This is a genomic window from Virgibacillus flavescens (genome assembly GCF_050574275.1).
Lineage (GTDB): Bacteria > Bacillota > Bacilli > Bacillales > Amphibacillaceae > Virgibacillus_F > Virgibacillus_F flavescens.
Genome location: NZ_CP192260.1, coordinates 69,161 through 87,016, shown reverse-complemented (window position 1 = coordinate 87,016; position 17,856 = coordinate 69,161). Strand labels below are relative to the sequence as shown.

The window sequence follows — 17,856 nt, the reverse complement described above, 5'->3', positions numbered from 1 at the left end:
GTATGCGTTTGAGGTGAGTAAATGAAGGTTGCAGCAATCATTCAGGCTCGAATGGGTTCAACCAGATTACCTGGAAAGGTACTAAAAAAAGTATTGAAGAAGCCTTTGTTAGCGTATCAACTGGAGCGCGTTCAAAGGTCGAACTATCTAAATGAAATCCTGGTGGCTACAACAGATCAAAATAAGGATGATGCGATCGTATCGTTTTGCCAGAATTATGGATTGTCGGTTTTCCGTGGTTCAGAGACTGACGTGTTAACCAGATATTATAATGCTGCTGATTATGTAAAGGCAGACGTTATAGTCCGTTTAACATCGGATTGTCCTCTAATTGACCCGAATCAAATTGATAAGGTAATAGAAAGGTATCATTCTCACAATCACCCCCTGCAATATGTCTCGAATACATTAAAGCGGACCCTACCAAGAGGTATGGATACAGAGGTATTTTCCATTCAAGCATTACAAAAAGCATATGAAAAAGCAGAATCGAAAACAGATCGAGAGCATGTGACAAGGTATATCGTAAACAACCCTCAGCTATTTAAGCTATCTAATGTATCAAACTCCATAAACTACAGCCACCATCGATGGACAGTTGACACGATTGAAGACTTTTCCCTGATCAAGAAAATTATCGAGACCTTATACCCTGCTCATCCATTTTTTTCATTGGAGGATGTTATAGAATTACTTGAAAAAAACCCGAAGTGGCAGTTGATAAATAGTCACGTACAACAGAAGAATAATTGAAAGTGTGATTATAATGAATATCTTTATAAGGGCCGATTCATCCGAGATTATAGGAACCGGCCATATTATGAGGTGTTTAGTTCTGGCGGAAGATCTTCGCACGAAAAATGCGAATGTGACCTTCATTTGCCGGAAATTACCGGGAGATTTAATAAAACGTATTAAAGATAAATCCTTCACTGTTCTGACACTGCCCTCGCCTAGAGCCAGGAATAATGATCACAATTATGAAAATTGGTTAAAGAAGAATTGGAAAACAGATGTACTTCAAACCATGAATGCGATCGGCAAGCACTCGGAGGTAGACTGGTTAATCATTGATCACTATTCGATAGATGAAAAATGGGAGGGTGCTATTAAGCCATTCGTTAAAAAAATAATGGTTATTGACGATTTGGCCAACCGTAAGCATGCGTGTGATCTATTGCTGGATCAGAATTTATTTCAAAACCCAGAGAAACGATATTACAAATTAATTCCAGGAGATACGACTGTGTTATTAGGTGCCAAATACCTTTTATTAAGGCGGGAATTCAGAAAGATGAAAGCTGTTCAGAACAAAACTGGTAATGTAAAGCGTATCTTGATCTCCTTTGGCGGAAGTGATCCGACTAATGAAACGATGAAAACTCTAAAAGCTATTGAGATGCTAAATTTGTCAGAGGTTGCTATTGATATCGTCATTGGTATTTCCAATCAAAACTATTCTGCAATCAATAAATTCTGCGAAAAGTCAGCTAATCTGAAACTTCATTACCAAATTGACTATTTAGCAGATTTAATGGTGAAAGCGGATCTGGCAATTGGAGCAGGTGGCAGTACTACATGGGAAAGGTGTTATTTAGGATTGCCGGCGATCACAATTGAGACTGCGGAGAATCAGTCTGAAATTTTGATGTACCTATCAGAAATCGGCGCAATCAGTCATCTGGGAAAAAGTGAAGAGGTAAGTATCGATAGTATTGCAGGCACGCTCCAACACCTAATGAATCATCCTGGTTTACTGGAAAATATGGCGAAAATCTCTAAATCGATTATGAGCGAATATCAAGATTGTTTAGTTGCTGAACAATTGCTGGGAGCGTATGACAATGGTTAATTTCCATAATTTTCAATTGAAGCCCATAGCGTATAACGATTTGAAATTAATATATAAGTGGCGTAATTCTAAGAGAATTAAATCTGTTATGTATACGGATCATCAAATCAGTTGGGAAGAACATAGTCAGTGGTTTAAAAACATGCAGAATAATTCTCAAAAAAAGGCGTGGCTGCTCTATAACAAACACCAACCACAGGGTCTTGTTAGCATTACAAATTTTGATAAAGAAAATTCACGGTGTTACTGGGGTTTTTATATTGGTGAAAAGTCTGCTCCAAAAGGAACAGGTACGATTATGGGGATATTGGCACTGAACAAACTATTTAATGAAATGGGTCTTCACAAGGTATGTGCAGAAGTTATCCATACAAACACTGGAAGTTTAGGCTACCATAGAAAACTTGGGTTTGTACCAGAAGGTAGATTTGTCGATCATATATGGAAGGATACGCAATATTTGGATGTAATCCCAATGGCACTGTTTTCAAAAAACTGGGAGGAAGTGAAAGCAGAACTTATGTCTAAGCTGGGTGGAGGGGAATTATGATGGGAATAAAAATTGGCGCTAAAGATGTTGGAGCTGAGAACACACCGTTTATAATAGCCGAAATGTCGGGTAACCATAATCAATCATTAGAGCGAGCGCTGAAAATTGTTGATATGGCAGCTAAAGCTGGCGCTCATGCGCTAAAAATACAAACATATACTGCTGACACGATGACACTAAATGCGAAATCCACCGATTTCATGGTGAGCGATTCTAAAAGCAGCTGGAATGATAAATCGTTATACGAACTATACCAAGAAGCATATACACCCTGGGATTGGCATGAACCTATCTTTGAGCGTTGCAGGAAGGCAGGAATGATAGGTTTCAGCACACCATTTGACGAGACATCGGTAGATTTTTTGGAATCATTAAATGTACCTTGCTATAAAATAGCATCATTTGAAAATACCGACTTACAGTTAATACGAAAAGTGGCAAAAACGAAAAAACCACTAATTATTTCAACCGGAATGAGCAGTATCGCTGAACTAGAAGAAACCGTTAATGCTGCTAGAGAATCGGGCTGTAAGGATTTAATTCTGCTTAAATGCACTAGTACATACCCAGCATCCCCTAAAGATACTAATATCATTACGATTCCACACATGAGAGATTTATTCCACTGTCAAGTTGGCTTATCTGATCATACAATGGGTACCGGAGTGGCCGTTGCAAGTGTTGCATTAGGAGCAACTATCATTGAAAAGCACTTCACGCTGTCTCGGGCAGATGGAGGTGTGGATGCAAGCTTTTCAATGGAATTCGACGAGATGGAAGCTCTGGTAAAAGAAACCAAAAGAGCTTGGCAAGCTCTTGGAAAAGTTTACTATGGAGCAACAAATGCTGAACAGTCTTCTCAAAAGTATCGAAGGTCCCTGTATGTGACCGCGGATATGAAAAAAGGTGATAAATTTACAAAAGATAACTTAAAAGCAATTCGTCCAGGGTATGGTATTCTTCCAAAATATTATGATATTTTAATAGGTAAAAAAGTAGATAACGATGTGGAAAAAGGAACGCCAGTCAGCTGGGACCTCATATAACGGACGTGTGAAGAATCGTATAGAAAGGAAAGATGATAGTTGAGTAAAAATGACTTTCATGCATACAGTCAAAAGGTCAATTTTTTAAATCAGGAAGCAACTAATCGTTTAGCTGAAATTAAAGATGTGCTGAGTGAATATAAAAGCAATCAGAATCCCAATGTAATCAGTTACTTTACATACTCATTTAATTTTTCCAATCAAACGGATTTAGATAATCTTGGAATTGGAACACTGCACATCCTTAACATTGGAGATCAAGTCTTAACTAACCCATATATTTGCATTAAGCTTGCTTCAAAAGATCTATTTAATTTTTCAGGGAAGTATATCGATAGTAAATCAAAAAGATTAATGAACTCGCCAGGAGCCTGGGAACGAATCAACAATAACGAAACAAAGGAAGAATATTGGCTGAAACCTGTTGGTATAAAGACAATAGAACCATCTCAACAAATTACATTCTCCAATTTCCAAATAAAATGGTCTCCCCAAAAAAATTATTCAGGGAGTGTTACTGGATTCTTCTACTGTGATGAATTTAAAGATGGTGTTGCCACGGTAAATCCAATTAATGTGAGAGGAACTGTGTTGGATCGAGGTGAAGAGAATGGTGAAAAACCACCAACATGAAAGTGAAGTGCTCCTAAAACAATTAGTTCAACGTATTATTGAGGGGCACCTTGAAGAACGGAAGGACACGAAAAAAGACAGCAATGGCAGCTTTCTTGTGCTTGATAATAAAACACTTAATTTGCTGCTCATCTATTTGCTGACGAAACTGGATAACCCGACTAATAATAGTGAATCAACTAGCAGCAATGATCTCGTACCCCAGAAATCAATGGATGAAATTGATGAAATGATTAAGCAGCAGAACCAGGAGTTTGAAGAAATTATTGCCCAATTAAAAGAACTGTAAGCTATTAGTTTTGATTTTTTGTATTATTTATTGCTATACTAAATGTAGTTAAATATGATTGATTTCCTTCGGGGTCGGGTGAAATTCCCAATCGGCGGTGATGAAGTAGTTACTTCTTAGTCCGTGACCCGTGCGGTCGTTTATGACCAAGCGGTGGATCTGGTGCAATTCCGGAGCCGACAGTTAAAGTCTGGATGGGAGAAGGATTTCTAGGTAGCAACACATTCGTGAATTTATACACGGGCTTTTTTGTGTATGATTAAGGTGGGGTATGTTTTATATCACTTTCACCTTAAAAAGAATGCTTTTTTACGATACCTATAAATTCTGCCGTTACGCCCTTGAAGCTTATTCAGGGGCTTTTTTGATATTAAATAATCGAAGTTAAACGAATCATAAATGGTGTCATGGCGCCGGAAAAAAATCAGCCAGCTAATTTTTCAACTGAAAGGGACATGCTAATGAATGATCAGACGTATATGGATATGGCATTAGATCTTGCCGAATCTGTTCATGGCCAAACCAGCCCAAATCCACCTGTTGGTGCAGTCATCGTAAAGGATGGAGCTGTAGTTGGGATAGGCGCACATTTACAGGCAGGTGAAGCACATGCTGAAATTCATGCAATCTCGATGGCCAGAGAAAAGGCCGATGGAGCAACGATTTACGTTACGCTTGAACCGTGCAGCCACTTTGGGAAGACCCCACCTTGTGCTGATGCGATAATTAAAAGCGGTATCAGACGAGTTGTTATTGCCACAGTCGATGATAATCCTTTAGTTGCGGGTAAAGGAATTGAGAAGCTTGAGAAAGCAAATATAACGGTAGAAACTGGTTGCGGAAAAGAAAGAGCTCAGGCATTATATATACCGTTTTTTCACTACGCATCAACGAAATTGCCTTACGTAACAATGAAATCAGCTACAAGTCTTGATGGGAAAACAGCGACCATTACTGGTGAAAGTAAATGGATTACAGGCGAACAATCCCGTTTGGATGTCCATTATTATCGGAACCATAATGATGCTATATTGGTTGGTGTAAATACAGTGATAGCGGATAATCCTCAGCTTACAACGCGTTTGCCTAATGGTGGCAGGAACCCAGTCCGAATCATATTGGATACACATTTACGAACTCCGTCAGCATCGAAAATTGTAACAGATGGGGAAGCAGCCACCTGGATTTTTGTCGGACAAAACGTTTCATCTGAGGCTATCGATGGTTTTAGCGAAAATACAAAAGCGAAAATCGTTCAACTGAATGATGAAGAAATTAATATTGAAAGCGTTCTGAATCACTTGGGTAAACAAGGGATCATGACATTGTTTATTGAGGGTGGCGCAGAAATAAATGGAAGCTTTTTGAAAAGCGGTAAAATAAATCAGCTCATTACGTATATCGCACCTAAGCTAATTGGGGGAAGGTCAGCACCTACTTCAATTTCTGGTGACGGTTTGGAATCGATACACGAAGCGGTCCCATTGGATATTAAATCAATCGAAATGATCGGCGATGATATAAAGATCATTTCTGTGCCAAAAGAGGTGAATTAAATGTTTACAGGAATCATTGAAGAACTTGGTCATATAAAGAAAATTCAAGCCCACTCAGCGAATTCGGTCGAGTTAACAATTGCTGCTGAAAAAATCATGACTGATATGAACCTTGGCGACAGTATTGCTGTTAACGGTATTTGTTTAACCGTTACTGCATTTAATAAAGTTGAGTTTAGAGTGGACGTCATGCCGGAGACAATTAAAGCAACGTCATTAAACACCCTGACGACCGGATCAAAGGTTAATTTAGAACGGGCAATGCATGCCAATGGACGCTTTGGCGGTCATTTTGTCTCAGGGCACATTGATGGGACAGGCAAAATTATCCGAAAAGAAAAGCAGGAAAATGCTATTTATTATGATATTGAAGTGCCAATTGAACTGCAATCGCATTTGTTAACAAAGGGATCGATTGCGGTTGATGGAGTTAGCTTAACGATATTTGATGTAAAAGATCATATATTTACTATTTCGCTGATTCCTCATACGGTGGCGCAAACTGTTCTAGGAGAAAAAACAACTGGTTCTATTGTAAATATTGAAAGTGATATGCTAGCAAAATATGTAGAACGAATGGTACAGCAAACCAGCACAAAAAAAGAAGGTATTAATCAATCCTTTTTAGCAAATAACGGTTTTTTATAAGGAGATGCCAGGATGTTTCATACAATCGAAGAAGCAATAGTTGATCTAAAACAAGGTAAATCTATCATTGTTGTGGATGATGAAAATAGGGAAAATGAAGGGGATCTAGTTGCACTGTCAGAGCTTGCAACACCAGAGACTATTAATTTCATGATCACACACGGAAAAGGTCTGGTCTGTACCTCCATTTCGGAAAGTACTGCCAATAGATTAAAACTGCCAATGATGACGAGTAATAGTTCTGACCCACTGGGCACTGCTTTTACTGTAAGTGTGGACCACAAAGAGACGACAACGGGAATTAGTGCGCAAGAGCGATCGTTAACGATTATGGCGTTAGCGAATTCAGACAGCAGACCTGAAGACTTTAAGCAGCCGGGTCATGTTTTCCCTCTAGTAGCCAAAGAGGGAGGAGTGCTAACTAGAGAAGGGCACACAGAGGCTTCCGTTGATTTGGCAAGACTGAGCGGAGCGAGTCCGTCGGGTGTAATTTGTGAAATTATTAAAGAAGACGGTACGATGGCTCGAGTTCCAGACTTATTGGAAATGGCCGCTCAATTTGATTTAAAAATAATTTCAATTGAAGATCTTGTAGCATACCGCAGAACAAGCGAAAAACATGTGAAACGGGAAGTGGAAACAGGATTACCAACTGAGTTCGGTTCGTTTAGAGTGTTTGGCTATTCAAATGATATGGATGAAAAAGAACATATTGCGCTTGTGAAAGGTGATTTGAACGTAGCGGAACCGACGCTGTTAAGAGTCCACTCCGAATGTCTGACAGGGGATGTACTAGGTTCGCATCGTTGTGACTGTGGTCCTCAATTACATCAATCTTTAGCAGCAATTGAAGAAGCAGGAAGTGGTGTATTGATTTACATGCGGCAGGAAGGCCGGGGCATCGGACTGTTAAACAAATTAAAAGCTTATAAGCTGCAGGGCGAAGGGTATGACACTGTAGAAGCGAATGAGCAGCTGGGGTTTGCAGCAGATCAACGTGATTATCTTTTAACTGCACAGATATTGCAGGATTTAGAGGTTAAGCGCGTTAAAGTTTTAACAAATAATCCAGAAAAAATAACAGCGCTTGAAAATTACGGAGTAGAAATAGTTGAGCGAATTCCGTTAACAACCAAGTATAACGATATAAATATGCCGTACATGCGAACGAAATACAGCAAAATGGGACACTTATTGAATCTGCACAATTAATAACAGGAGATGATAATTATGGGACAGACTTTTGAAGGAAGCTTAGTTGGAACTGATTTAAATGTAGGAATCGTTGTTGGACGTTTTAATGATTTTATTACAAGTAAATTACTGGATGGTGCAGTTGATACTTTAAAAAGACATGGTGTTAACGAGGCGAATATTGATGTAGCCTGGGTGCCAGGTGCGTTTGAAATTCCGCTGGTTGCAAATAAACTAGCAATGAACAAGAAATATGATGCAGTTATTACTCTTGGAACCGTAATTCGAGGAGCAACACCTCATTTTGATTATGTGTGTGGTGAAGCGGCAAAAGGCGTTTCACAGGCATCGGCTCAATCAGGTAAGCCAGTTATTTTTGGAGTTTTGACTACTGAAACGATCGAGCAGGCAATAGAACGCGCTGGAACAAAAGCAGGAAATAAAGGAGCAGAATCAGCCGTCGCAGCGATAGAAATGGCTAACCTGATAAAGAGTATCTAACGATTAAGCGTAGAACTTTTTATTAAAATACGATACACTAATTCATAGATGTACCATAAAGTGGAGGGTAAGAAATGAAATTAGTGTTTTATCAAATTTTAGGTATAGGGGCAATTTGGGTTGGGATGGCGTTTTTCTTTAACGAAATGGACCCAACTAGTAAGATAATATTTTACTGTCTTACTTCATGGCTTTTGTTTCTAATCATAATTTATATTAAACAACGCATTAAAGGAACCAAGGATACAGACATATAACCGACACGCGTGCTTCGTTGCACGCGTGTTTGTTGTTTATATGGCCAGGTGTGCAGCAAGTAGCGAGTTGAGATCGATAAATTTTGTATCGGGATCGATATTTTTAAAAACGGGATGGATAAATTTCTTTTCGAGCGTGATAAGTTGATTCTCGCCATCGATAAGTGAAATTGAGAGATCGATAAGCCAAGCTCACCATCGAAAAATCACCAATTAATAAGAACCCGAAACAGGAGTTAGTGCCGTTATAATGCAATAGTTGCTCTATAGCTTTCCACGAGTTACTCTATCCCTTATACTAAGGGATAGAGTCAAGTTTGAAATGAGGATGTTTTAAATGCTTACAGTTGAAAATATAGTCAAAACATATGGAGAAAAAGTGTTGTTTGATGGTGTTTCCTGCACAATCAAAGAGAACGAAAGAATTGGATTAATTGGTGTAAATGGAACTGGTAAATCAACGTTTTTAAAAGTGATTGCCGGTATTGAACCACCTGAGAAAGGCGAGATAAAACAGCCGAAAGATTATCACATTGAATATCTGGCTCAGGACCCCGTTCTAAATTCGGAATTAACGGTTATTGAACAAATTTATTTTGGTGAAACAGTAATAATGAAAACGATGCGGGACTATGAACGGGCACTTATTGACCTTTCTGAGAACCCATCAAGTGAAACAGCACAGAAGCGAATCCTTTCCACACAGCAGAAAATGGATGAAAATAATGCATGGGAAGCAAATACTACGGCCAAGACTGTTCTGACAAAGCTAGGAATTACGGACTTTAATAAGCGAGTTACCGAGTTGTCTGGCGGACAGAAAAAACGGATTGCGATTGCTAAAGCATTAATACAGCCAGCCGATTTATTGATTCTGGATGAACCGACAAACCACCTGGACCACGCTACAATTGAGTGGCTGGAAAAATTCCTTGCTTCGTACCGTGGTGCTATGTTGCTTGTAACGCATGATCGCTATTTCTTAAACCGTGTTACAAATAATATATATGAACTAAATAAAGGCAACCTTTATAAATATACAGGCAACTATGAATTGTTTCTTGAAAAAAAAGCTGAACGGGAATCACTGGAAGAAAGCAGCCAACAAAAACATGAGAATATTTTGCGTCGTGAAATTGCTTGGTTAAAACGCGGAGCTAAAGCGAGAACTACGAAACAGAAAGCGAGAATAGACCGCGTCGAAGAAATGAAAGAAAAAAGTTTTGATACGAACAAGAACGATGCAGCTTTTCAGACTGGTTCAAAGCGGCTGGGTAAAAAAGTTATCGAACTGACAGGTATTGAGAAATCCTATGATGGAAAGCGGTTAGTATCAGATTTTGATTATCTGGTGGTTCCTGGAGAACGCCTTGGAATTGTTGGTCCGAATGGGTCAGGGAAAACTACGCTTTTAAACATGATGGCAAATAAAGTTACACCTGATCAAGGTACAATCGACATCGGAGAAACTGTTAAAATAGGCTATTACACGCAGGAAAACGAAGAAATTGACGGTGATATACGAGTAATTGATTATATTAAAGAAGTCGCTGAAGTCATCCATACGAAAGATGGAGATGTCATTACAGCTGAACAAATGCTGGAGCGATTCCTTTTTCCACGTTATGAACAGTGGAATTATATCCGTAAGCTTTCAGGTGGAGAAAAAAGACGATTATATCTATTGAAGGTTTTAATGCTTGAGCCAAATGTTTTATTTTTAGATGAGCCAACAAATGATCTAGACACAGAAACATTGAGTATTCTTGAGGATTACCTGGCGAATTTCCCTGGAGTGGTTATCACTATCTCGCATGATAGGTATTTTTTGGATCGTGTAGTTGATCAGCTGTTAGTATTGTCTGATAATCCATTACCTACGAGGTTTTACGGGAATTACAGCGAATATCTGGACAAACAGAATGCGGAAACAGAAGTGACTAAAGCAAAAGAAAAACCCTCTGCTCCAGAAAAAAAATCAAAGAAAAAACTTTCCTATAATGAGCAGAAAGAATGGAATAAAATTGAAGACCAGATTGCAAAGTTAGAGTCGAAAGTGGAAGGCATCAAGAAGGCAATTGCTGATGCTGGAAGCGACCTTGATAAAGTGCAGGAATTGTACAAAGAGCAAGAGGAAGCAGAAAATCAATTAGAGAAAAAAATGGAACGCTGGGAAGAATTATCACTTCTGGTAGAAGAAATAGAAGAAGGGTAATCGGTGTAATATAGGTATATATAGGATTTAGACATTGTTAAAATAGTTAACTCAAAAGGCGAATAATTGCAACCACTAAGCGTAGTGAAAATACAAAGATTCCTGCAGGAACAGAGTGGTTGACACAAGTCTCCGCTAAGGGTGTGCGAAGTAATTTGATGAAGCGTTCGATTATATGAATGTTTTTTCGGATAGCAAATAAACCGAACGAAGCAGAAAGCTTCGTTCGGTTTATTATGTTAATAAAAGAATTTTTTCTATAGCAGATTTCGTATGGTTATTCTGTTAAACCTTCTATCGTTATAGTTTCAACAATTCCGGTTCCATTATCGCGGACGTTAGCTTCTAATTGCACGGTGTCTCCTGACTGAAGGAAAAGAGCAAGTGGCGACTTTCCTGCAGTAATCGTATAAATCGTTTTATCTCCTTTTAGTAAAAACTGCACAACCTGCCCATTTTTTTGCATCGATACTAACACACGGGTTACTTCCCCTGAACGCTTTTGGAGTGGCGTTTCACCGGAAGAGGCAACATTACTTGGATCCTGTAATAATTGAAGTCGATATGCTTCCAAGGTGTCACGTGCTGTGTCGCCGAATACAACGAAATCTGAATCCGATGCTTTAATATAGGCATATTTTTTAAATAGGCCATTCGGATCGAGCACATTTACAACCCAGGTAGGATTACCGTCAATATTATACAGTACCGGCATTGAACCTTCCCAGTTCTTCTCAGGGAATTCCTTATTCACAATTTCTTTCGCTCCAGAGCTGTCCATTATTCCGCTGTTTTTCTTACCATTATAATAAGTAAGATCTCCAGTGCGTGCATTAATTAGTGTGTAACCAAGCGCGGAATCAATATTTTCCTTAGGTGAGGTCATATCCGTAAAGTAAAACATTTCACCATTTTCGTTGAATATTGGTGTAACACTGCTTTCTGTTCCTGACTCGTTTGGTATTTTTACATCTTTTTTACCAAAGATGGAATTTAACCAGCCGTGCACGTACTTACCGAAATATTGGTTTACATCAGTTGCCATTTCAGAACTTACGGATCCATCAATAAATGCAGGTGCATTATTTGTATTATATAGTTTTACATCACCTGATACTGGATTGACAACTGCAACTTTTAAATCCTTTAAATCAGGTTTGTTTGTAACTCCAATTGGTTTGTAGAGTGTCTGAACATACCAAGGTTTCCCTTCTTTATCCACTTCTATCTGGGCTTCACCACTCTGAATATAGTCGGGATACGCTCCATAGATTGTGCGCTCAATATTTTTATTAAAGTAGCTTGAGTTTGTATACTTCATCTTACTTTCAACAAACTCCGGCTGAGCATTTACATTTGTTGCAGAAATAGTGAAAAATCCTTCTGTTTCCTTACCACGGAACCACTTCCAAAAACCCGTGAACTCGACAGGTCCGACAAACACAATATCTTCATCCAATTTTTGTACTTGAAGTTTACCTAAATCATAAAATTGAGTGTTTTCTATGACACTCATCGCCTTTTGAGTCTTGTTTCGGGCAAATTCAGGAGATACGGTAATTGGCGTATTATCCTTATTCAATGGTTTGGCTTCTTCAACTTCCTGCTGGTTAATAGATTCATAGGAGTCATCTAATGTGAATATACCTAGTACAAAGACAGTTGGGACTGCTAATACAGCAATAATTATTAATAAGCCAAGCGCTGCCTCGATTGGCCCATTTCGTTTCGTTTTTCCTGGTGTCTGTGTCATTCCGTATAGTAAAAATATCCCAATAATTGCAATTACTATGTTTGCAATTACCATGTTAGGGATTGTTATCGGTAATAAGATAACATAGTTTACAATACTTGTAGTGATAAAAAGTGCTGCAAAAATTATTGCCGCTTGCTGAAAAATCATCATTCTTTTTTTCTTATTTTTACTGATCAAGAGTACCGATATGATCACGTACAATATTGAAGATAAAAGTGCTGTCATTAATATTCCTGTCATGGTTTGTCACTCCTTCATAATTTCTTCCAAGTGTTTATACGTTAGGAAAGTCAAATAGTTTCATTTCATTCCATTCTTATGTAATTTCCATTAATATGGTAATAAGTAAAGTTAAATGGGGTGCAAATAAATGAAACAAATATACAGTGAAATTACACAGTTCCGAGGGAATCATTACGACTTCGGATATGAACAGGGGAAAGAATTAAAAGGATCACTCTTACTTAAAAATAAACGAAAACAATGGAAAACGCGAAAAGCTCATTTTGTTATAAAGGAAAAGGCAGTTAAAGATGCTCTGCTTCCATTTGCACCAGCTATTTGGGAGGAACTTATTGGAATTAGAGACGCTTTAGAGTGGCCGATGGAAGATGTGCTGAAGGAATTTGGTGGGTACCGACTGGAATATGGGCGGTCAGGATGTTCAATCTTTACTAATGAAAATTATATGATTAGAAATTATGATTACCATCCAAGAACATATGAAGGAAGATTTATGATCTATCAGCCAGAAGATAGCGGGTATGCAATAATTGGACCTTCCCAACGGGTTACAGGCAGGATGGATGGAATGAACGAAAAAGGGTTGGCGCTTGGCTATAACTTTATTCACCGAAAAAAACCTGGCGATGGTTTTATTTGCAATATGATTGGACGGATCATTCTTGAAAGTTGTGCTAATGTACAGGAAGCTGTAAACATGTTAAAAGAAATACCGCACCGACATTCCTTCAGTTATATTGTGCTGGACAAAAATAATACGACATTCGTTGTAGAAGCTACGCCACGTGGGGTAGAGGCATACCAATCAAACGTTTGTACAAACCATTTTGAGGTACTTAAACACGAAAATCGTCACTATTTAGCTGATTCCTTTAAAAGAAAAAATGCGATTAATAAACATAAAGGTGATGTATTAAATGGATATCAGGCATTCCGAATGATGAATGATTTGGAGAAGGGCGTATTTGCTAACGACTACCGAAATTGGGCAGGTACAATTCATACTTCAGGTTATTTTCCAAAAAAAAATAAAGTATGGTTTGCTCTGGGAGGAAACAGTGAACCTGTCGTATTTGATTTTAACAGTTGGCTGAAAGGTGAAAATATACCTGTTCAACGTCTTTATGGAGATATTGATACAGACTTAGCATTCGCTCATGTGAACTGATTGTTTAGAACACTTGGCTAATCGCCAAGCCATAATGGCTCTTATGCAGTAAGAAAGTATTTATAAAAAAGTGTTCTTAATTACACGTATAGACGAGTAGTATAAATATAATGGCTCAAGGGAAAGGTGGAAGGGATATTGTTCGGAATTGATTTTTCACAAGAATCTATGATAGCTTTGCTCAAAATTATTGCAATAGATATTATACTCTCTGGTGATAACGCAATCGTAATTGCAATGGCCACAAAGGGACTACCTAAAAAACAGCAGAACAAAGCTATTTTCATTGGTACTGCAGGGGCTGTGTTCCTGCGAATTATCTTTGCAATCGTAATTGTCTACCTCTTACAGATCCCATTTGTTCATTTAATTGGAGGACTATTATTACTCTTTATTGCTTATCATGTATTGGTGGACGACGAACACGATGCAGATATTCGTTCTTCAGGCAATTTACTTAAAGCTATAGGAACAATTATAATGGCAGATGCAGTTATGAGTCTGGATAACGTAGTAGCGGTTGCTGGAGCTGCACATGGTCACATCGGAATGATTGCAATTGGTGTAGCAATAAGTATTCCAATTATGATCTTTGGTTCAAAACTAATAGTCAATGTGATGGACAAGTATTCCTGGATTGCTTATTTTGGAGCGGGTATTCTCGCCTGGACTGCTGGTGAGATGATAATCAGTGATACGTTTATTCTGGACAACTTTAATTTTACAGATAATCCTGTAAAGTATGTTTTAATTACTGTGGTCACTATATTAGTTCTATTAATAGGATACATGCGTAATCAGAAAAAAGCTTGAAAAGGCGGCTTGTAAGGTGAAAAAGAGTTTTTTTATAATCTGCTACTGATTTTTTAAGTTGAAATTGCTGATATATGTTTGAGCACCAGGGTATAATGGGAAAATAGAAGGTACTATGTTTTATACCAGAACGAATTTTAACTTAGGAGGATTATAAATGAAACTTTTTCAAGTAAGAAAAGGACAATTTGTTTACTACAATAATGAACTGCACAAGGTATATTCCGTAAAGGCAATGTTTAAAAAGTCAGTTCATTTGTATCGATTAAAGGATATGCAGCAGGTGCTGTCTAAGGCTAGTGATATTCAATTGTACAAGCCTAAACAATCAGATTCATTTATATTTTATGGTAAGCGTTATACGATTGACGAAAAAAAGCGACCAGAAGCTGGCGATTATATTTTAATAGTAAAGCCTACTCCCGATTTTCTGGATCATTATTCCTTAAATGAGATTGAAAAGGTCGATAATGTAGAGAACGGAAATGTTGTAACTACCCGGGATAATGGAGTTAAGCACAATGAATATGTGCTACTTGTACCAGGCAAATCAGAAGGAAGTACGGATATAGCTTACTTCGATAAAAACATTGTTACGGAATCACAGCAAATTGAGGATGAATCAATCGTAAGCATTTCCAATTCTGAAACCGACATGAAGCCGGTAGTTGGTGACATATACTTGGATGTTAAAAGTGAAACTAAGGCAATGATTGTGGCAATGACGGAAGATGAAGTAATATTTGGTCACGGCTTAAAGGTACATGTGACAGAGTTAATGGAGGAAGATAAATTCACGCTTATCTATCGCTCGGAAGAAGATTTATAAATTAGTACAAAAGCTCCTGAAGCTATACTTCAGGAGCTTTTTTAATAACTCAAATGTGGCACATAAAAATTTAAGTTTTTGTAAACTTGAAATATGTTACTTGACGAGAGATATAAATACGTCTTTTTCTAAAATAAGCTATTAGTTACTATTGTCGTAGTTGATGTAAACTGCGACTTAACAACAAAATTTACTCTGCTGGCAGTCGCGTATCTTATGGCTGATGGTGAGCCCACTTGTGCCACCGTAGGTGGCCACTGAAAAAGTTGTGTGTGGTACAAAATAGGTGGATCTATTTTCGCATCTTCGAATATACTTCGCTTTCCGTGGGCACGGCTTCAGCTTCCTCGGATAAGCAAAAACCGCTTTCCTGCGGGATCTTCAGCTCGCGCTGTTCCCACTGGAGTCTTCGTATATTCGAAGATACTTAGTTAAAATTAGAAATTAAATCTTTAAGATCTACCTCTTTTTCAGTGACCTTTATCGAGCTCTAGGATCTCACCGATACATATCCTCTGCTCCAATCTCTAGACAAGAGATGTATCTTACAGATTTATTAAATGCACACTTGATAGCTACGTCTATTTCAAAATGCATTAGTTGAAAGGAATTATAACCAATTCTTTAGCAAACAGCCTTACCAGTCCTGCATCGTTCCGGGCGGTGACTCCTCGAAAAAGAAAAGCACCTTTTCTTCGTGCGATGCCTTTTCGGGGAAGCCTTCCTTATCCTGCGGGAACAGCACGAGTCTGAAGGGCCCGCAGTTTAAATGAGGAAGGCAAACTAAACCCGTCCTTTGCGGACAACGTTTGCATACCCCTTGTCGGGGCAAGGAGACTGAAGCCGTGCCCTAAGGTGCGCATCCGGCCGCAACGATCCTGGACGGCAGCAATGGAAATAAAACTAGAGTTACTTCACAGTATAGAGACATTGTGTCAACTATTATTTAGTGAGCACTTCTATGATTTCATTGCTTTATAACCGACAATGTTAATCGGATCTTTAGGTGACGAGTATGGCGGGGAATACGCGAGTTCCAAATCGGAAAGGTCAGTAATGCCTATTCCACCCTTCATGGCAGTAGCTAGTACTGCCAATCGTTTATCTGCGCCATCCTCCCCAATAACCTGTGCACCTAATATTTGTTCCGTATTTTTATCATACAGTACTTTTAAGGAAACTTTCTCTGCACCAGGATAGTAGCCTGCATGTGATAGAGAATCATGAGTAACTTCAAGAAAATCAATCCCAAGCGTGTCTAATGCTGTTGAATTATGACCTGTAACTGCTACTGTTAACTCAAATACTTTAAAAATGGAAGACCCCATGGTCCCTTGATAAGCAATCTTTTCGCCTTTCATATAGCTTGCAATAATAAATGCTTGTCGGTGTGCTGGCCAGGCAAGTGCAACATGTCTTGGAGTTTTAGTTAAATAATCAGGTGTCTCTGCAACATCTCCTAAGGCGAATATATCTGGATCATTTGTTTGCATATACTCATTAACTTTGATCGCGCCGGTTTCGCCGATTTGAAGGTTTGCCTTTTCTGCAATCTTTGTGTTCGGTTTAATTCCGACAGCTAGTATTGTCATGTCAGTCTGCAAGCTTTTTCCGCTAGTTAAATGCAGTATTTTTCCTTTGCTAGAGAAGGACTCTATGCCATCATTTAGAACTAAATTTACACCTTTGGCTTTTAGATGATCCTGGATCATCGTAGCCATATCAGGGTCAACAAGCTTCATAACCTGTTTTGATCGGTCAATTATCGTGCAATCAATGCCAAGTTGCTGCAAGTTTTCAACCATTTCAAGTCCTACAAATCCAGCACCAATAATAGCGCAAGACTTTGGTTTATTTTTTGTGATATATGCATGTACGGCATCCATATCAGGTATAGTGTGCAGCGTGAACGTATTATCGCGGTTTAATCCTTGTAAATCTGGAACGACAGCGTGCGCGCCAGGAGAAAGAATTAATGTATCATATTGTTCAATCTTTTCCTGATTATTAGCAAGGTATGTAATTTCTTTGCTTTGTCGATTAATTTGAGTGACCTCAGCATTTAGCTTCAGGTTAACACTGTATTTTTTTGCGAAATCATCCGAATCTCTGAGCAGTTCTTCACGGTCGTTGACAATTCCTCCAATATAGTAAGGCATACCACAATTAGAAAAAGCTATATACTCGCCTTTATCGAACAGAATAATTTCTGATTCGGGACTTGTTCTTCTGATTTGAGCTGCAACTGTGGCACCACCACCAACTCCTCCGACAATCACGATCTTGTTTCCCATACAATCAACTCC

At 38.5% G+C, this 17,856-nt stretch carries 16 protein-coding genes and 1 riboswitch; of the genes, 14 read left to right on the top strand and 2 right to left on the bottom strand.

The features are described from left to right. The first annotated feature begins 21 nt into the window (after nucleotides 1–21). From VBD025_RS00390 to VBD025_RS00340, 11 genes are all read left to right on the top strand, one after another. The gene (locus VBD025_RS00390; protein WP_430788226.1) at nucleotides 22–753 is read left to right on the top strand and encodes a cytidylyltransferase domain-containing protein; all 732 of its coding nucleotides are present in this window, start codon (nucleotides 22–24) and stop codon (nucleotides 751–753) included. A gap of 13 nt (nucleotides 754–766) precedes the next feature. Continuing rightward, complete coding sequence (gene pseG, locus VBD025_RS00385) at nucleotides 767–1,852, top strand: UDP-2,4-diacetamido-2,4,6-trideoxy-beta-L-altropyranose hydrolase (protein ID WP_430788224.1); 1,086 nt, start codon at nucleotides 767–769, stop codon at nucleotides 1,850–1,852. Next, nucleotides 1,845–2,402: a UDP-4-amino-4,6-dideoxy-N-acetyl-beta-L-altrosamine N-acetyltransferase gene (gene pseH / locus VBD025_RS00380; protein ID WP_430788222.1), complete on the top strand. Its 558-nt coding sequence runs from the start codon at nucleotides 1,845–1,847 to the stop codon at nucleotides 2,400–2,402. The genes pseG and pseH overlap by 8 nt, the downstream gene beginning before the upstream one ends. Beyond that, entirely contained in the window at nucleotides 2,399–3,448 is a 1,050-nt protein-coding gene (pseI, locus tag VBD025_RS00375; protein WP_430788221.1) for a pseudaminic acid synthase, read from the top strand. Before pseH ends, pseI begins: the two co-directional genes overlap by 4 nt. 39 nt (nucleotides 3,449–3,487) lie before the next feature. Then, a complete protein-coding gene (locus VBD025_RS00370) occupies nucleotides 3,488–4,081 on the top strand; it encodes a hypothetical protein (protein WP_430788219.1) in 594 nt (197 codons plus the stop codon). Continuing rightward, complete coding sequence (locus VBD025_RS00365) at nucleotides 4,059–4,370, top strand: hypothetical protein (protein WP_430788217.1); 312 nt, start codon at nucleotides 4,059–4,061, stop codon at nucleotides 4,368–4,370. The genes VBD025_RS00370 and VBD025_RS00365 overlap by 23 nt, the downstream gene beginning before the upstream one ends. Before the next feature lie 60 nt (nucleotides 4,371–4,430). Further along, nucleotides 4,431–4,580: riboswitch (FMN riboswitch) on the top strand. Between the two features lie 251 nt (nucleotides 4,581–4,831). Beyond that, nucleotides 4,832–5,926, top strand: coding sequence for a bifunctional diaminohydroxyphosphoribosylaminopyrimidine deaminase/5-amino-6-(5-phosphoribosylamino)uracil reductase RibD (gene ribD, locus VBD025_RS00360; RefSeq protein ID WP_430791200.1), 1,095 nt, complete (start codon nucleotides 4,832–4,834; stop codon nucleotides 5,924–5,926). Then, nucleotides 5,927–6,574, top strand: a complete 648-nt coding sequence (ribE, locus tag VBD025_RS00355) for a riboflavin synthase (RefSeq protein WP_430788215.1) — start codon at nucleotides 5,927–5,929, stop codon at nucleotides 6,572–6,574. It abuts the gene before it with no gap. Between the two features lie 12 nt (nucleotides 6,575–6,586). Next, nucleotides 6,587–7,786, top strand: coding sequence for a bifunctional 3,4-dihydroxy-2-butanone-4-phosphate synthase/GTP cyclohydrolase II (locus VBD025_RS00350; RefSeq protein WP_430788213.1), 1,200 nt, complete (start codon nucleotides 6,587–6,589; stop codon nucleotides 7,784–7,786). Nucleotides 7,787–7,804: 18 nt separating this feature from the next. Beyond that, nucleotides 7,805–8,269 (top strand): 6,7-dimethyl-8-ribityllumazine synthase, encoded by a 465-nt coding sequence (gene ribH / locus VBD025_RS00345; RefSeq protein ID WP_430788211.1) that lies wholly within the window; start codon nucleotides 7,805–7,807, stop codon nucleotides 8,267–8,269. Nucleotides 8,270–8,863: 594 nt separating this feature from the next. After that, a complete protein-coding gene (locus tag VBD025_RS00340) occupies nucleotides 8,864–10,741 on the top strand; it encodes an ABC-F family ATP-binding cassette domain-containing protein (protein WP_430788209.1) in 1,878 nt (625 codons plus the stop codon). Between the two features lie 277 nt (nucleotides 10,742–11,018). Here the strand turns inward: VBD025_RS00340 and VBD025_RS00335 are convergent, their stop codons facing one another. Then, complete coding sequence (locus VBD025_RS00335; protein ID WP_430788207.1) at nucleotides 11,019–12,737, bottom strand: DNA-binding protein; 1,719 nt, start codon at nucleotides 12,735–12,737, stop codon at nucleotides 11,019–11,021. Nucleotides 12,738–12,867: 130 nt separating this feature from the next. Between VBD025_RS00335 and VBD025_RS00330 the strand changes: the two genes are divergently transcribed. The 3 genes from VBD025_RS00330 (at nucleotide 12,868) to VBD025_RS00320 (ending at nucleotide 15,550) form a co-directional block, all read left to right on the top strand. Then, the gene (locus VBD025_RS00330; protein WP_430788205.1) at nucleotides 12,868–13,908 is read left to right on the top strand and encodes a C45 family autoproteolytic acyltransferase/hydolase; all 1,041 of its coding nucleotides are present in this window, start codon (nucleotides 12,868–12,870) and stop codon (nucleotides 13,906–13,908) included. 168 nt (nucleotides 13,909–14,076) lie between these two features. Then, on the top strand, nucleotides 14,077–14,721 hold the full coding sequence (locus VBD025_RS00325; protein ID WP_430791198.1) for a TerC family protein: 645 nt from the start codon (nucleotides 14,077–14,079) through the stop codon (nucleotides 14,719–14,721). A gap of 157 nt (nucleotides 14,722–14,878) precedes the next feature. Further along, nucleotides 14,879–15,550 carry a hypothetical protein gene (locus VBD025_RS00320; RefSeq protein WP_430788203.1) on the top strand — a complete coding sequence of 224 codons (672 nt, stop codon included), beginning with the start codon at nucleotides 14,879–14,881 and terminating at the stop codon, nucleotides 15,548–15,550. A 959-nt stretch (nucleotides 15,551–16,509) separates the two neighbouring features. Here the strand turns inward: VBD025_RS00320 and VBD025_RS00315 are convergent. After that, the gene (locus tag VBD025_RS00315) at nucleotides 16,510–17,844 is read right to left on the bottom strand and encodes a CoA-disulfide reductase (RefSeq protein ID WP_430788201.1); all 1,335 of its coding nucleotides are present in this window, start codon (nucleotides 17,842–17,844) and stop codon (nucleotides 16,510–16,512) included. Between the last annotated feature and the right edge of the window lie 12 nt (nucleotides 17,845–17,856).

What these genes read in the sequence shown, in the direction of transcription:
- VBD025_RS00390 (WP_430788226.1), top strand. Translation starts at nt 22, where the DNA reads ATGAAGGTTGCAGCAATCATTCAGGCTCGAATGGGTTCAACCAGATTA.
- pseG (WP_430788224.1), top strand. Translation starts at nt 767, where the DNA reads ATGAATATCTTTATAAGGGCCGATTCATCCGAGATTATAGGAACCGGC.
- pseH (WP_430788222.1), top strand. Translation starts at nt 1,845, where the DNA reads ATGGTTAATTTCCATAATTTTCAATTGAAGCCCATAGCGTATAACGAT.
- pseI (WP_430788221.1), top strand. Translation starts at nt 2,399, where the DNA reads ATGATGGGAATAAAAATTGGCGCTAAAGATGTTGGAGCTGAGAACACA.
- VBD025_RS00365 (WP_430788217.1), top strand. Translation starts at nt 4,059, where the DNA reads ATGGTGAAAAACCACCAACATGAAAGTGAAGTGCTCCTAAAACAATTA.
- ribD (WP_430791200.1), top strand. Translation starts at nt 4,832, where the DNA reads ATGAATGATCAGACGTATATGGATATGGCATTAGATCTTGCCGAATCT.
- ribE (WP_430788215.1), top strand. Translation starts at nt 5,927, where the DNA reads ATGTTTACAGGAATCATTGAAGAACTTGGTCATATAAAGAAAATTCAA.
- VBD025_RS00350 (WP_430788213.1), top strand. Translation starts at nt 6,587, where the DNA reads ATGTTTCATACAATCGAAGAAGCAATAGTTGATCTAAAACAAGGTAAA.
- ribH (WP_430788211.1), top strand. Translation starts at nt 7,805, where the DNA reads ATGGGACAGACTTTTGAAGGAAGCTTAGTTGGAACTGATTTAAATGTA.
- VBD025_RS00340 (WP_430788209.1), top strand. Translation starts at nt 8,864, where the DNA reads ATGCTTACAGTTGAAAATATAGTCAAAACATATGGAGAAAAAGTGTTG.
- VBD025_RS00335 (WP_430788207.1), bottom strand. Translation starts at nt 12,737, where the DNA reads ATGACAGGAATATTAATGACAGCACTTTTATCTTCAATATTGTACGTG.
- VBD025_RS00330 (WP_430788205.1), top strand. Translation starts at nt 12,868, where the DNA reads ATGAAACAAATATACAGTGAAATTACACAGTTCCGAGGGAATCATTAC.
- VBD025_RS00325 (WP_430791198.1), top strand. Translation starts at nt 14,077, where the DNA reads ATGATAGCTTTGCTCAAAATTATTGCAATAGATATTATACTCTCTGGT.
- VBD025_RS00320 (WP_430788203.1), top strand. Translation starts at nt 14,879, where the DNA reads ATGAAACTTTTTCAAGTAAGAAAAGGACAATTTGTTTACTACAATAAT.
- VBD025_RS00315 (WP_430788201.1), bottom strand. Translation starts at nt 17,844, where the DNA reads ATGGGAAACAAGATCGTGATTGTCGGAGGAGTTGGTGGTGGTGCCACA.